General features: G+C 71.1%; 12 protein-coding genes and 1 pseudogene. 2 read left to right on the top strand and 11 right to left on the bottom strand.

Annotated elements, in window-relative coordinates; genetic code table 11:
• Positions 1-96: 96 nt before the first annotated feature.
• The 4 genes from AC6CCG_RS25600 to AC6CCG_RS25585 all read right to left on the bottom strand — a co-directional run bounded on the left by AC6CCG_RS25600 (position 97) and on the right by AC6CCG_RS25585 (position 6,100).
• Positions 97-987, bottom strand: coding sequence for a proteasome assembly chaperone family protein (locus tag AC6CCG_RS25600; RefSeq protein ID WP_496657580.1), 891 nt, complete (start codon positions 985-987; stop codon positions 97-99).
• Positions 988-997: 10 nt separating this feature from the next.
• Entirely contained in the window at positions 998-4,789 is a 3,792-nt protein-coding gene (hrpA, locus tag AC6CCG_RS25595) for an ATP-dependent RNA helicase HrpA (protein ID WP_496657579.1), read from the bottom strand.
• A gap of 336 nt (positions 4,790-5,125) precedes the next feature.
• Complete coding sequence (locus AC6CCG_RS25590; protein ID WP_496657578.1) at positions 5,126-5,722, bottom strand: chorismate mutase; 597 nt, start codon at positions 5,720-5,722, stop codon at positions 5,126-5,128.
• A 39-nt stretch (positions 5,723-5,761) separates the two neighbouring features.
• The gene (locus tag AC6CCG_RS25585; RefSeq protein WP_496657577.1) at positions 5,762-6,100 is read right to left on the bottom strand and encodes a nuclear transport factor 2 family protein; all 339 of its coding nucleotides are present in this window, start codon (positions 6,098-6,100) and stop codon (positions 5,762-5,764) included.
• A gap of 60 nt (positions 6,101-6,160) precedes the next feature.
• On the opposite strand from AC6CCG_RS25585, the gene AC6CCG_RS25580 reads away from it, so the two are divergent.
• The gene (locus AC6CCG_RS25580; RefSeq protein ID WP_496657576.1) at positions 6,161-6,409 is read left to right on the top strand and encodes a hypothetical protein; all 249 of its coding nucleotides are present in this window, start codon (positions 6,161-6,163) and stop codon (positions 6,407-6,409) included.
• Here the strand turns inward: AC6CCG_RS25580 and AC6CCG_RS25575 are convergent.
• The 3 genes from AC6CCG_RS25575 to icmA are packed head-to-tail and all read right to left on the bottom strand — an operon-like array spanning position 6,352 to position 9,653.
• Positions 6,352-7,317 (bottom strand): alpha/beta hydrolase, encoded by a 966-nt coding sequence (locus tag AC6CCG_RS25575; RefSeq protein WP_496657575.1) that lies wholly within the window; start codon positions 7,315-7,317, stop codon positions 6,352-6,354. The genes AC6CCG_RS25580 and AC6CCG_RS25575 overlap by 58 nt on opposite strands.
• Before the next feature lie 26 nt (positions 7,318-7,343).
• Positions 7,344-7,934 (bottom strand): TetR/AcrR family transcriptional regulator, encoded by a 591-nt coding sequence (locus AC6CCG_RS25570; RefSeq protein WP_496657574.1) that lies wholly within the window; start codon positions 7,932-7,934, stop codon positions 7,344-7,346.
• Between the two features lie 33 nt (positions 7,935-7,967).
• The gene (gene icmA / locus AC6CCG_RS25565) at positions 7,968-9,653 is read right to left on the bottom strand and encodes a coenzyme B12-dependent isobutyryl-CoA mutase large subunit (protein ID WP_496657573.1); all 1,686 of its coding nucleotides are present in this window, start codon (positions 9,651-9,653) and stop codon (positions 7,968-7,970) included.
• A gap of 162 nt (positions 9,654-9,815) precedes the next feature.
• On the opposite strand from icmA, the gene AC6CCG_RS25560 reads away from it, so the two are divergent.
• Positions 9,816-11,183 carry a cytidylyltransferase domain-containing protein gene (locus AC6CCG_RS25560; protein ID WP_496657572.1) on the top strand — a complete coding sequence of 456 codons (1,368 nt, stop codon included), beginning with the start codon at positions 9,816-9,818 and terminating at the stop codon, positions 11,181-11,183.
• A 49-nt stretch (positions 11,184-11,232) separates the two neighbouring features.
• On the opposite strand, the pseudogene AC6CCG_RS25555 reads toward AC6CCG_RS25560, so the two are convergent.
• The 4 genes and pseudogenes from AC6CCG_RS25555 to AC6CCG_RS25540 all read right to left on the bottom strand — a co-directional run.
• A pseudogene (locus tag AC6CCG_RS25555) lies at positions 11,233-12,246 on the bottom strand (DUF6716 putative glycosyltransferase); the annotation flags it as partial.
• Between the two features lie 16 nt (positions 12,247-12,262).
• Positions 12,263-12,772 carry a MarR family winged helix-turn-helix transcriptional regulator gene (locus AC6CCG_RS25550; protein WP_496657571.1) on the bottom strand — a complete coding sequence of 170 codons (510 nt, stop codon included), beginning with the start codon at positions 12,770-12,772 and terminating at the stop codon, positions 12,263-12,265.
• Positions 12,773-12,846: 74 nt separating this feature from the next.
• Positions 12,847-13,389 carry a PH domain-containing protein gene (locus tag AC6CCG_RS25545; RefSeq protein WP_496657570.1) on the bottom strand — a complete coding sequence of 181 codons (543 nt, stop codon included), beginning with the start codon at positions 13,387-13,389 and terminating at the stop codon, positions 12,847-12,849.
• Positions 13,390-13,393: 4 nt separating this feature from the next.
• Positions 13,394-13,558 carry a hypothetical protein gene (locus AC6CCG_RS25540; RefSeq protein WP_179757933.1) on the bottom strand — a complete coding sequence of 55 codons (165 nt, stop codon included), beginning with the start codon at positions 13,556-13,558 and terminating at the stop codon, positions 13,394-13,396.
• Between the last annotated feature and the right edge of the window lie 49 nt (positions 13,559-13,607).

Here is a 13,607-nt window from a genome sequence, read left to right as displayed (position 1 = left end):
CCTCACACCGCACCGCCTCACCCTCAGGATCGACAGGTCACTTCAGCAGCGACACGCCGCCCAAACGCCTGCTTTGGTGACCGGTCGGCGGGCTCTTTATTCGGTGTTCTTGTCGCGTTCGGCCAGGAAGCGCTCGAACTCGGCGGCGATCTCGTCGGCGCTGGGGACCTGCTCGACGCCCTCGGCGGTCATCGCGTCGTACTGCTGCTCCAGCGAGCCGACCAGTTCCTGCACCTCGGTCGAGCCGGCGACCTCCTCGGCGATGTCCGCCATCGTCGACGCCGACGCCTTCTCCAGCGGCTCGGTGGGGACGACCAGGCCGGTGACCTGGGTGACGGCCCGGGACAGGGCGACGGCGGACTCGGGGAAGGCGGACTGGGCCAGATAGTGCGGTACGTGGACCGCGAAGCCCATCGCCTTGCGGTCCTGCTGGCCGAGCCGGAACTCGACCAGGCCGGTGAAGCTGGCCGGCACCTCGACCCGGTCGATCCAGCTGCGGTAGCCGGTGACCAGCTCCGGGTCGGTGGCGTGCGCGGTCAGCGTGATCGGCCGGGTGTGCGGGACCGCCATCGGGATCCCGTGCAGCGACACGGTGAGCCGGACGCCGAGCTGGTCGATCAGGCCGAGCACGGCCGAGGCCAGCCGCTCCCACTGCACGTCGGGCTCCGGCCCGGACAGCAGCAGGAACACCTCGCCCTGCTCGTCGACGACCCGATGCAGCCGCAATTGCACGTCCGCGTACGACTTCCAGGTGTTGGTGTCGAAGACCATCGCCGGCCGCCGGCTCCGGTAGTCGTGCAGCTGATCATGATCGAATTCGGCCAGCAGTTCGTGATCAAGATGCTCCAGCAGGTGCGCGCCGTAGAGCCGGCCGGCCTGGCCGGCGTCGACGAAACCGTCCAACTGGACGATCAGCACCGGATGGTGCCCGGCGAGCTTGGCCACCACGTCGTCCCGCAAGGTGTACAGCTCCCGTGGATCCATCATGCGGCCCAATCTACCCGCGCGCCTCTCGCTCGATCGCGCGCATGATCCGCTTGGCGGACACCGGCGCCGCGGTGCCCAGTCGCTGGGCGAACAGGCTGACCCGCAGTTCCTCGATCAGCCAGCCGATCTCGGCGACACCGTCCGGCAGCGGCCCCGGCGGCAGGCCGGCGCACAGTTCGGCGTACGCGTCCTCGCAGTCCAGCACCGTCGCCATGGCCTCGTCGTCGCGGGCCAGGTTGCCCGGCAGGGCCTCGGTCCGCAGCACCGCGGCTCGCAGGTACCGCGGCAGCTGGACCAGGTGCCGGTACGGCGTCGCGGCCAGGAACCCGGCGAAGACCAGGTTCTGCAGCTGTTCGGTCAGGTCGTCGGCGGCGGCCGGGCTGACCCGGCGGACCCGGTCCAGGCCGGCCCGGGCCTGCTGCCAGAGCCGTACGCTCTCGGCGGCCAGCACGACCAGCTCGAGCGCCAGCTCGGCCGCGTCCGCGCGGACCCGGTCGGCCAGCGGCCGGAACACCGCCTCGGACCGGACCGACTCGGCGCCGCCGGCCCGGTCGATCAGTTCGCCGACCGCCGCCAGCCGGGCGTCCACCAGCAGGGCCGGCACGCTCGCGTACGGACTGGAGCCGAGCGCCAGCTTGTCGGTGTTGGACAACCGGCCGACCAGCCAGCGGGTGACGTCGGGGATGTTCAGCAGCACCAGCCGGCGCAGCCCGAGCCGGTGGCTGTGCCGCTGCCGCAGCGGCGAGTCGAGCACCGTGACCGCCACCGCGTCGCCGGCGTCGGACAGCGCCGGATAGCCGACCGCGCCGTCGCCGAGCCGCAGCTCGGTGGCGATGTCGCCGAACTGCCAGGTGGTCGCGGGCGGGCTGAGCCGGTCGGCGGCCGCGCTGCGCAGGGTCTTGGTGACCTGACCGACCAGCCGGTCCCGGAGCTCGGTCAGGTCCTTGCCCTCGGCGACCGTACGGTCACCCTCGGTGATCACGAACGTCGTCTCCACGTGACCGGGCACCGCGCCGGTCCGCCAGTCCCCCGGCGCGATCAGTTCACCGGTCAGCCCCCGGATCGCCCGGGCCAGGCCGTCGGTCAGCGACCCGGACCGCTGGTCGGGATGGGCATCCAGCCAGGCCAGCGCGCGATCGGCGTACTCGCGGGCCGGGACGAGGTTTCGGCGGACGGCCTTGGGCAGTGACCGGATCAACTCGGTGGCCAGTTCCAACCGGGCGCCCGGCACCTGCCAGCTGAACGGCGCCGGGTCGACCTGGTTGAGCAGCGCCAGTGGCACCTCGACGCTGACCCCGTCCCGCTCGGTGCCCGGATCGAACCGGTAGCTGACCGGGTAGTCGTGGCTGCCGACCGACCAGACGTCCGGGAACTGGTCCGGGTCGGCGCCGCGGTCGTCCAGGACCAGGTCGGACAGGGAGAGCGTGAGCAGGTCCGGCGTCTCCCCCTGGGCGTCCTTCCACCAACGGTCGAAGTGGGCGCCGGAGACCACCTCGGCCGGGATCCGGGCGTCGTAGAAGTCGAAGATCACCTGGTCGTCGACGACGATGTCGCGGCGCCGGGTCCGCTCCTCCAACGCCTCCGCCTCGGCCCGGGTCTCCGCGTTGGCGGCGAAGAACCGGTGCCGGGTCCGCCAGTCCCCCTCGACCAGCGCTGACCGGATGAAGATCTCCCGGGCCTCGGCCGGATTGATCTTGCCGTAGCCGACCTGCCGGCCGGCGATGATCGGGATGCCGTACAGGCTGACCGTCTCGGAGGCCACCACCGAGCCGGCCCGGGCGGACCAGTGCGGCTCGGCGTAGCTGCGCTTGAGCAGGTGGCCGCCGACCTCCTCGATCTGCGCGGCGTCGACCGGCGCGACGGTACGGGCCCAGAGCCGGGTCGTCTCGACGATCTCGGCCGCCATCACCAGCGGCGGCTGGGTCTTGGCCACGCTGGACCCGGGGTTGATCGCGAACCGGGTGCCGCGGGCGCCCAGGTACTCGCGGGGCCCGCGCTGACGCCGGCCCCGGGCGCCCCGGTCGGACTGGCCGCGGGCCGGCTTCTGGTCCGGTTCGGCGAGTCCGACGTGGGACAGCAGGCCGGACAGCACCGCGGTGTGGACCGAGGCGTGCGAGGCCGGCACCGTGTTGCGGCCGAGATCGAGATCGCGGGCGATCTGGCGCAACTGGCCGTGCAGGTCCTGCCACTCGCGGATCCGCAGGAAGTGCAGGAACTCGTCCCGGCAGAGTCGCCGGAACGCGTTGCCGGACAGGGATTTCTGCCGTTCCTTGAGGTAGTCCCAGAGCCGCAGGTACGCGACGAAGTCGCTGCCGTCCGGCTCCGCCTCCTGATCATCGCCGCCACCGGGGGCCCAGAACCGGCGGTGCAGCGCGGTGGCCCGCTCGGCCTGGTCGGCCGGTCGCTCCCGCGGGTCCTGGATGGACAGCCCGGCGACGATGATCAACATCTCGGCCAGGCAGCCGTACCGCTCGCCGGCCAGCAGCATCCGGCCCATCCGCGGATCCAGCGGTACGGCAGCCAGCCGGCGGCCGATCTTGGTCAGCCGCGGCCGGTCCCGGCTTCCCTTGGTGGAGAGCGCTCCCAGTTCGTCCAGCAGCCGGATGCCGTCGGTGATCTGGGCCGCGTCCGGCGCCTCCACGAACGGGAAGGACCTGATCTCGCCGAGATCGGCGGCGGTGAGTTGCAAGATCACCGAGGCCAGGTTGGTGCGCAGGATCTCCGGTTCGGTGAACTCGGGCCGGCCGAGGTAGTCCTCCTCGCCGTACAGCCGGATGCAGATGCCCGGTGCCACCCGGCCGCAGCGGCCGGCCCGCTGGTCGGCGGAGGCCCGCGAGATCGGCTCGATCGGCAGCCGCTGCACCTTGGTCCGGGCCGAGTAGCGGGAGATCCGGGCCAGGCCGGTGTCGATCACGTACCGGATCCCGGGCACGGTCAGCGAGGTCTCGGCGACGTTGGTGGCCAGCACGATCCGGCGCCCGGTGTGCGAGCTGAACACCTTGTGCTGCTCGGCCGCGGACAGCCTTGCGTACAAGGGAAGTACTTCGGTGAAGCGCAGCCCCAACCCGTTGATCGTCTCCGCCGCGTCGCGGATCTCCCGCTCGCCGGAGAAGAAGATCAGGATGTCGCCGTTGCCCTCCGCGGCCAGCTCCTTGACCGCCTCGGCGACGGCGGCGGACTGGTCGACATCGGGATCCTCGAGCAGCGGCCGGTAGCGGACCTCGACCGGGTAGGTGCGCCCGGACACCTCGACGATCGGCGCCGGGTTCCCTTCCTCGTCGGCGAAGTGGGCGGCGAACCGCTCGGTGTCGATCGTGGCCGAGGTGATGATCACCTTCAGCTCGGGCCGCTTGGGCAGCAGCGTCCTCAGATAGCCGAGCAGGAAGTCGATGTTGAGACTGCGCTCGTGCGCCTCGTCGATGATGATCGTGTCGTAGGAGCGCAACTGGCGATCATGGGCGATCTCGGCCAGCAGCACGCCGTCGGTCATCACCTTGACCCGGGTGTCCTTGGACGCCTTGCGGGTGAACCGGACCTGGTAGCCGACCAGGTCGCCCAGGCCGACCTGCAACTCCTCGGCGATCCGTTCCGCGACGGTACGGGCAGCGATCCGCCGCGGTTGGGTGTGCCCGATCCGCTTCCGGCCGAGCCTCAGGCAGATCTTCGGCAGCTGGGTCGTCTTGCCGGACCCGGTCTCGCCGGCGACCACCACCACCTGGTGATCGCGGACCGCGGCGGCGATCTCGTCGACCCGGTCGCTGATCGGGAGCTCCGGAGCGAACTCGATCCGCGGGTCGCACATTCCGGCCATCCTAGGCGCCGTCCCGCGGAGACGACGAACCGATTAAAACGCGAGCCAGTCACGGGACCCGGCCACCGCGTCCTGAGCCCGTCGAAGGACCCGGCCACCGCGTCCTGAGCCTGTCGAAGGACCAGGGCGAGTCGGCCCTGCCCTTCGACAGGCTCAGGGAACGTCGTGGTCGGGCCCTGCCCTTCGACAAGCTCAGGGAACGTCGTGGCCGGGCCCTGCCCTTCGACAAGCTCAGGGAACGTGGCGGCCGGGACTTGGCCCTTCGACAAGCTCAGGGAACGTCGTGGCGGGACTTGGCCCCCGGTCAGGGGACGTCGGCGGCTTGGGTCAGTCGCAGACGGAGTCGACGGACCGGTCCAGTGCCCGGGCGTGCAGGGCGTCCAGGTCTCGCTCGTGAGCGACCCGGACCTCCGCCAGCACGACGCCCACATCGCAGAGCAGTGAGTCCCGGTCGCGCTCGGAGCCGGCGACCGCGTCGACGATGCCGACATTGAGCCGGTTGATCTCCTCGCGGACCTGATCCAGGTCGGGCCGCTCGGTGGGCGCCTGCGCGGGATGCCGGGTCCACTGCCGGAACAGGCCGCGCTGGACGACCTTGCTCGCCTCGATCTGGTCGCGGAAGATCGCCACCACCCGGTCCGGGTCCGTGCCGCGTTCCCGGGCCAGCTCCGCCACCGAGTCGAGCACCACCTTCTCCCGGGCCGGGTCGTCGATCGGCTGGTCGGTGCCCCACTTCGAGGCGGCGACCAGATCGCCGACCAGCACCCGCTGGGCCGAGAGGTCGACCACCGGCCGCAGCCCGCCGGCGATCCGTCGGGCCGCAGGGGTTCCGGGGTCGGGCTCCGCGGCGGCCGGCGACATGCCGAGCACGGCGGTGAGACAGAGCAGCAGGGCGAGGCAGACCGCCCGCAGCAGGCGTCGCATGAGTTCTCCCTGGTCGGGGTCGTGGACTCTGGACCGATCCTACGACCCGAACCGGACGGTGAGCCGGCGGATCAGGTCGCCGTCGAGCTCGAAGATCATCACGCCCGCGTCGCGGTCGGGCTCGGCGTCCCAGGCGTAGCGGGCGGTGATCACGTCCGCCTCGACGGTGCTGGCCAGCGTGCGCAGGGTGTCGTCCGGCGGCGCCGCAGCGTAGCCGGCCCGGATCGCCGCCAGGCCGACGAAGGGCCCGGCCGGAGGGCCGACGAAGATCAACTCCGCGTCCTCCGCGAAGCCGGCCAGCATCGGCTCGTAGTCCCCGGTCCGGACGCCGTGGTTGAACGCGGCGACGTGGCGGTCCAGCAGTTCCGAGCGCTCCATCGGCACAGTGTCGGACCGGTTTCGCGGTCCTGACAAGGGTTCCGGGCGTACGATCCGATCATGGCCAGCTACGGCCGCTGGATCGCCGGTGCCCTGGTCGCCGAGGTGGCGACGGTGGCGCTGCTCGCCGCCAACGGCACCGGGCACTGCCTGGACACCGCAACCGGTTCGGGCGTCCCGAGCGGCTGCACCCCGAGCCCTTCCCTGCTGTTCGACGCCGTCGTGCTCACCCTCGGACTGGCGATCCTGATCTACTGCGTGACCCGGGCCGTCATCGAAGGACGTTCCGAGCGACCACCCTCCGGCTGACCCGGTCCGGCCAGGAACCGTACCGCGCGCTCGACCACGGCCGGATCGCGCAGGATCCGGTGGTGCCCCAGCCCCTCGGTGCCGACGAACTCGGTGGCCGGCCAGCGCTCGGCCAGCTGCTCCCCCTCCCGGTACGGCGTGTCCCGGTCGCCGCGATCGTGGATGATCATGGTCGGCGGCCGCGGCACCGACTCCGGTACGGCGAGCGAGTTCAGATCGGTCAGCGGCCGGCCGGCCACCTGCTGCAGCCGGACCAGGAACGCGACCGAGGACCGACGGCCCAGGCCGAGCTGGTCGCGGAACCGGTCCACCACGAGCAGCGGGTCCGCACTCGGCGCCAGCAGGACCAGCCGGCCGGGTGCCAGACCGTCCCGCAGCGCGAGGATCGTCGTGGCCGTACCGAGCGAGTGGGCCACGACGCCGGCGGCCGGCCCGTGCACCGCGACCACCGCCCGCAGTGTCTCGGCGAACTCGATCGCGCTCGCCTGATGCCGGCCGAGCCCGCCGGGCCCGGAGTCGCCGTGGGCCGGCGCGTCGAACCCGACCACCCGGTAGCCGGAGGCCCGGAGCGGCTCGACGAACGCGCCGAGCTGTCCCCGCCAGCCGCCCCAGCCGTGCACCAGGTAGACCGTGCCCGCCGGACCGGCCCCGTCCGGCACCCAGGTCTCCACCCGGATCCGGTGCCCGCCGGTCAGCGTGATCTCCGACTCCTGGCCCGGGCCGGGCCGGTTGTCCTGCCGGCGACCGGCGGCACTCGGCGGCGTCGCCCAGAGCCGCAGGGCCAGCCGGCCGGCCAGCCTCGGCGCGACGCGCTCACCCACGGCCAGCGCCAGCTTGATCGCCCGGAGCCGGGTCGGCTCCGATTTACGTACGGTCGTGCTTTTTTCTGTCGACGGTTCTCCACGCATGGGTCGAAGCCTCTCCGGAGTGATGGTCAGGTGGCGGCGGCGTCGCCGAGCAGGCGTTCGAAGGCGACCGCGGCGCGACGGTCGGCGTCGGGATCGGCCAGCAGGTGACAGCCGTGGTAGAAGGCGAGCATGATCCCGTACAGGTCGATGGCGACCTGGTCCGGATCGGTGTCGGCGGCGAAGTGACCTTCCGAGATCGCGGTCCGGGCGATCTGCGCGATCGAGTCCAGTAGGTCCCGGTGCGCCTGCACCAGTTCGTCCCGGACCGGCCCTTCCTGCTGGTCGAATTCGTTGGCCGCCTTGACGAACAGGCAGCAACCCGGCCGGCCGGCCCGGCCCCAGGTGGACCAGTGCTCGTACAGGGCCCGGAGCCGCGGGATGCCGCGCGGCGCGGCCAGGGCCGGCCGGACCACACGATCACCGAAGTCGGTCCGGGCCTCGTCCAGCACGGCCAGCTGCAAGGCCTGCTTGGACCGGAAGTGGGCGTAGAGGCCGCTCTTGGACAGCCCGGTGACGACGGCGAGGCTGCCGATGGTCAGGCCACCGAGACCGATCCGGTACGCGGTCTCGACGCCGCGCCGCAGGATCAGTCGACGGGTCTCGTCACCCTTGGCCACGGAACCAAATTTAGCACGGTCGTGCTGCAACCACTAGAAGCGCGCCGGTTCCTGATAACTGCCCCACACCTCGCGCAGGGTGCCGCAGATCTCGCCCAACGTCGCCTCGGCCCGGGCCGCCGCCAGCATCGGCTCGATCAGGTTCGCCTCGCCGGCGGCCTGCCGTTTCAGCTCGGCCAGCGTGGCGTCCACCACGGCCTGGTCCCGGGCCGCGCGCCGCTCGGCGAGCACCTTGCGTTGCTCCTCCTCGACCTCGTGGCCGACCCGAAGGATCTCGACCGGCCCGGTGACCGATTCGAGCTGGCTGTTCACGCCGACGACCAGCTTGTCGCCCTTCTCCACCGCCGCCTGGTAGCGGAACGCCGACTCCGCGATCTCGCCGGTGAACCAGCCCTCCTCGATCCCGCGCAGCAGCCCGGCCGTCATCGTCTCGCCGTCGCCGAGTTCGAGGATCCGGGCGAAGATCTGCTCCGCCTCAGCCTCCATCCGGTCGGTCAGTTCCTCCACGTACCAGGAACCGCCGAGCGGGTCGACGACGTTGCCGACCCCGGTCTCCTCGGCCAGCACCTGCTGGGTCCGCAGCGCGATCTCGGCCGACCGTTCGGTCGGCAGCGCCAGCGTCTCGTCCAGCGCGTTCGTGTGCAGCGAGTTGGTCCCGCCGAGCACCGCGGCGAGCGCCTCGACCGCGGTCCGGACGACGTTGTTGTACGGCTGCTGGGCGGTCAGCGACACCCCGGCCGTCTGGGTGTGGAACCGCAGCCACTGCGCCCTCGCCGTCTTCGCCCCGTACCGGTCGCGCAGCCAACGGGCCCAGATCCGCCGTGCCGCCCGGAACTTGGCGATCTCCTCGAAGAAGTCGATGTGGGCGTCGAAGAAGAAGCTCAGGCCGGGCGCGAACAGGTCGACGTCGAGTCCCCGGGACAGCCCCAGCTCGACGTAGCCGAACCCGTCGGCCAGTGTGTACGCCAGCTCCTGCACGGCCGTCGCCCCGGCCTCGCGGATGTGATAGCCGGAGACGCTGAGCGGCTTGTACGCCGGCATCCCGGCGCAGGTGTACTCAATCAGGTCGCCGATCAGGCGCAGGTGCGGCTCCGGGGAGAAGAGCCACTCCTTCTGGGCGATGTACTCCTTGAAGATGTCCGTCTGCAGCGTCCCGTCCAGCACCGCCGGGTCGACGCCCTGCCGTTCGGCCGCGACGACGTACATGCAGAAGATCGGCACCGCGGGGCCCGAGATCGTCATCGAGGTGGTCACGGCACCGAGGTCGATCCCGTCGAACAGCACCTCGAGATCGGCCGCGGAGTCGATCGCGACGCCGCAGTGACCGACCTCGCCGAGGCTCTGCGGCTCGTCGGAGTCGCGTCCCATCAGGGTCGGCATGTCGAACGCGACGCTCAGCCCGCCACCGCCGCGGGCCAAGATCATCTTGTAGCGTTCGTTGGTCTGCCGCGCGTTGCCGAAGCCGGCGAACTGCCGGATGGTCCACTGCCGGCCGCGGTAACCCGTCGGGTAGAGCCCTCGCGTGTACGGGAACTCTCCCGGCCACCCGATCCGCTCCAGCCGCTCGTCCGCGGCCTCGTCGGCGGGGCCGTAGACCGGGTCGACCTCGGCGCCGGACAAGGTGCTGAAGTCGGCGTCCCGGATCCGCCCGGCCCGCTCCGCCTCCGCATAGGCGGCCCGCCAGCGGTCGTAGCCGGGGCGCCGATCAGACTCGCTCATAACGAGATACTAGGACGCCCTACTAAATCTCACCACTGGAGTAAAGCGGCGTCTCCACCCACCGTTCGGACGACAGCCACCCGGGGTTAACCTCCGCGACGCCGAACGGTCCTAGCGTCCCGAACCGTGGTCAGTGTTGAAGAGCCAAGGGGGACGACCCCCTTGAAATCCCCCGCGCGCTCCGCGAACGGACAGGCGCCCTCTCATTCCGAACAACTCCGCGTCGTCGCGATCATCCCGGCCCGAGGCGGCTCCAAGGGCGTACCGGGCAAGAACCTGCGCAGGGTCGGCGGTGTCCCGCTGGTCGCCCGCGCGGTCGCGGCCTGCCGCCGGTCCCGCTTCATCGACGCCGTGTACGTCAGCACGGACGACCCCGAGATCGCCGAGATCGGCCGCGCCGCGGGCAGTCGCGTGATCGAGCGGCCGCCGACCATCGCCGGCGACCTGGCCAGTTCGGAGTCGGCCCTGCTGCACGCGCTGGAGGAGCTCGCCGCCGCCGGGCACACCCCGGACGTGCTCGTCTTCGTCCAGTGCACCAGCCCGTTCATCCAGCCCGACGACCTCGACAACGGCGTCTCGCTGGTCCTCGACGACGACTGCGACAGCGCGTTCTCCGGCGTCGCGACGTACGACTTCATCTGGCGGGACCGGGCCGACGACGTGTTGCCCGGCGGCGGCGCCATGATCGGCCAGAACCACGACGCCGCGGTACGACCCCGACGGCAGGACCGGCGGCCCGACTTCCGCGAGACCGGTGCCTTCTACATCATGAAGGTGGCCGGCTTCCGGGCGCACCAGCACCGCTTCTTCGGCCGGACCCGGGTGGTCGAGGTGCCGGAGCTGACCGCGATGGAGATCGACACCCCGCAGGAGTTGATCATGGCCGAGTCGCTGGCCAGCCTGGTCGACCCGCCCAGCACCGAGCTGGTCGGCGTCCGGGCCCTGATCACCGACTTCGACGGCGTGCACACCGCCGACACCGCCTACGTCGACCAGGACGGCCACGAGACGGTGCGGGTCAGCCGCAGCGACGGCTACGGCATCGCCGAACTGCGCCGGGCCCAGGTCCCGATCCTGATCTTGTCCAAGGAGCGCAACCCGGTCGTCGCGGCCCGCGCCGCGAAGCTCGGCGTCGAGTACCTGCAGGGCATCGACGACAAGATCAGCGCCCTGTCGGCCTGGCTGGCCGAGCGCGGCATCGACAGCCGCGACGTGGCCTACCTCGGCAACGACGTGAACGACCTCGGCCCGATGTCCCTGGTCGGCTGGCCGGCCGCCGTCGCCGACGCGCACCCGCAGGTCCGCTCGGCGGCCCGGGTGATCTTGAACCGGTCCGGCGGCAACGGCGCGGTCCGCGAGATCTGTGACCGCATCCTGTCCGGCCGCCGGCTCGACGACTCGCTCAGCGCTTCCGGTGCCGCAGCTTCGTCAGCCGCCGGACCCGACGGATCATCGGCCAGGTCCGAGCCGGCAGTTCCAGCCGGAGCCGCCGCTTCAGCCGCGCCGAACGGGAGTCGACCGGCATCGTGATCGACGGGGCCAAGCCGTGCAGCTCGCGGATCGCGAGCAGGTCATCCAGCCGGTCCAGCCAGTCCGACTCCGCCTCCGGGTGGAAGTAGTTGTCCATCAACCATTCCTTGTTGGGCGCCTTGAACTCGCCCCGGCGCAGATCGTCCAGCGTGCCGAGGCAGCCGGACTCCGCGTAGACCGTGTTGATCATGGCCTGGTTGACGCCGAAGTCGTTCAGGATCAAGACGCCCACGCCGGCCGCCATCGCCTCCAGCGCAGCCGTCGACGACACGGTGACCAGGCCGTCAGCGCCCTCCAGCGCCGCCCGCATCGATCCCTGGGTGAACGACACCCGGCGCCGGGACAGCTGCTCGGACTTGACCAGCTGCTTCCACAGCCCCTGGTACGGATACTGCTCGTTGTGGGTCTGCTGCTCGTCCGCGGCGGCCCGCAGCTTGACCACCGGCCGCACCTCGCCGGGCAGTTCCGCGAGGGCCCGCAGGATCTGCCGGCGCTGCTCGGCCTTCGGCGGCACCATCGCCTGGCCGGCGAACAGCACCCGGGCGGGCGACTGTGGCTCCAGCCCGTCCGGGTTGTCCGCGCCGGGCTCGGTGTCGACCAGGAACGGCAGCCGGGTCAGGCCGACCCGCAGGCCCGGAGCCATGGTCTGGGCCAACGTGCTGAACTCCCGCCGCTCCCGCCGGGAATGCACGATCAGCAGGTCACAGCCGGCCCGGAACCGGACGGCCCTCGGGCTGGCCGGGAAACTGATCCCGGGCAGCCCGGTGATCAACACCGGACGCCGCAGTGAGTCGGACAGCCCGCGCTGGGCCGACAACTGGCCGACCGTCGGACCGGTGCAGCCGAGCAGCACCGCGTCCGGGCGTTCGAAGCCGATCCGCTGGACGAGTTCCCGGCGCGACAGCACCTCGACCGGTTCGTCGGTGACCGCGGCGATCTGGGCCGGCGACGGCTGGGCGGGATTGCGGACGATGATCGTGTCGCAGGTCCAGCCGTACGGCAGGCGCGCAGCGGTCGCGTGGGTCCACTTGAGGTAGGAGTCGGAGTCGGCGACCGCAATCATCCGCGGCATCGTGGCCTCAGAAGTCTCCGGCCGCGGCACGCGGCGTCGTCAACAGCTCGGTCAGCCGGTCGCAGTCGGCCTCCGACATCGCGCCCAGCGCGAACCGTGCCCCGACGATCAGGTCGGTGGCCTGCTGCAACACCTCGCGGCCGGCCGGGGTGATCGCGGCGAGCACCGCCCGCCCGTCCTCCGGGTGCCGGTTCCGGGTGATGAAGCCCGAGTTCTCCAGCCGCTTCACCAGCGGCGTGACCGAGGTGGCGTGCACCTGCAGCCGCTCCCCGATCTTGCCGAGCGGCAACGCGCCCCGGCGGGAGAAGGCGAGCAGCACCAGCACCTCGTACCGCGCGAAGGTCAGGCTGAGCGGGCGGAGCAACTCGTCGAGCTCGGTGAGCACCAGTTGGTGCACCCGCATCAACGAGGTGACGGCGCGCATCCGCGGCGTCTCGGCCCAGCGCCGCGACCATTGGTCGGCGGCCGCCTGGATCGGATCGAACGGCAGCCGGTGGCGATCGGACGATTCGCGCACCGGCTGCGGGACCAGCCTCGGACGCTCCGGACCGGCGGGACTGGGTCCCCCCGTTTCCTCGCGCGAAGCCTGGGTCACGTTTCTTCCTCTTTACTGATCTGCATGCTGGCCCGAAGACCGGACCGCTGGATCACGGTTTGGATCGTAGCGTCTCGCTCGTCCGGCCGACCAACCCACCTGATGTCGCGCAGACCCTGATCCTGGGCGGCCGACTCGAACACGAGGTGTCCGTACCCGAAAACGCGGCCGATCACCGGCTTCTCCACCGTGATGTCGAGGATTCGCGCCATCGGCATCGTCGCCCGGTTCTGCGTGAACACGCCATGCACGCGGAACACGCGCATGGTCGTGATCACGAACCGGTCCATGTGGGCCGTCAGGATGCGCCAGCCGGCCTGGAGCGCGATGATCAGCGCCGCCACCATCAACAACGCCCCAGCCAGCGGACCGACGAAGATCGACACGCAGGCCAGCACCACCGCGATGATGACCCGCACCACCGGGAAGGCCACCGCCATCCAGTGCCGGCGCACCTCGTCGACGATCTGCTCCCCCTCACCAACCAGCAGATAGTTCTCGACGTGCGGATCGATCAGCCGGCTGAGCGCGCCGAACACCTACTCACCCAGCGAGAGCGCTGAAGAACACCACGAACGAGTTCAGGGCATTGGCCACCGCATCCACCCCGCTGCGCACGGCGCCCGCGGCACCGTTCGGATTCCCGATCAGGTAGAAGGCGACGAACGCCACCACCATGACCAGCAAGATTCGCTTGATCCACTTCATTCAGATCAACACCTTCTGCTCGACGCGGGGCCTGGGTCCCCACCATTGT

This window comes from Microlunatus sp. YIM B11417 (assembly GCF_059617205.1).
This window is presented reverse-complemented; position numbering and strand designations above follow the sequence as displayed.

Excerpts from the sequence above, each read along its gene's own strand:
- icmA (WP_496657573.1), bottom strand. The coding sequence starts at position 9,653 with ATGAGCGAGTCTGATCGGCGCCCCGGCTACGACCGCTGGCGGGCCGCC.
- AC6CCG_RS25590 (WP_496657578.1), bottom strand. The coding sequence starts at position 5,722 with ATGCGACGCCTGCTGCGGGCGGTCTGCCTCGCCCTGCTGCTCTGTCTC.
- AC6CCG_RS25575 (WP_496657575.1), bottom strand. The coding sequence starts at position 7,317 with ATGCGTGGAGAACCGTCGACAGAAAAAAGCACGACCGTACGTAAATCG.
- AC6CCG_RS25580 (WP_496657576.1), top strand. The coding sequence starts at position 6,161 with ATGGCCAGCTACGGCCGCTGGATCGCCGGTGCCCTGGTCGCCGAGGTG.
- AC6CCG_RS25540 (WP_179757933.1), bottom strand. The coding sequence starts at position 13,558 with ATGAAGTGGATCAAGCGAATCTTGCTGGTCATGGTGGTGGCGTTCGTC.
- hrpA (WP_496657579.1), bottom strand. The coding sequence starts at position 4,789 with ATGTGCGACCCGCGGATCGAGTTCGCTCCGGAGCTCCCGATCAGCGAC.
- AC6CCG_RS25600 (WP_496657580.1), bottom strand. The coding sequence starts at position 987 with ATGATGGATCCACGGGAGCTGTACACCTTGCGGGACGACGTGGTGGCC.
- AC6CCG_RS25585 (WP_496657577.1), bottom strand. The coding sequence starts at position 6,100 with ATGGAGCGCTCGGAACTGCTGGACCGCCACGTCGCCGCGTTCAACCAC.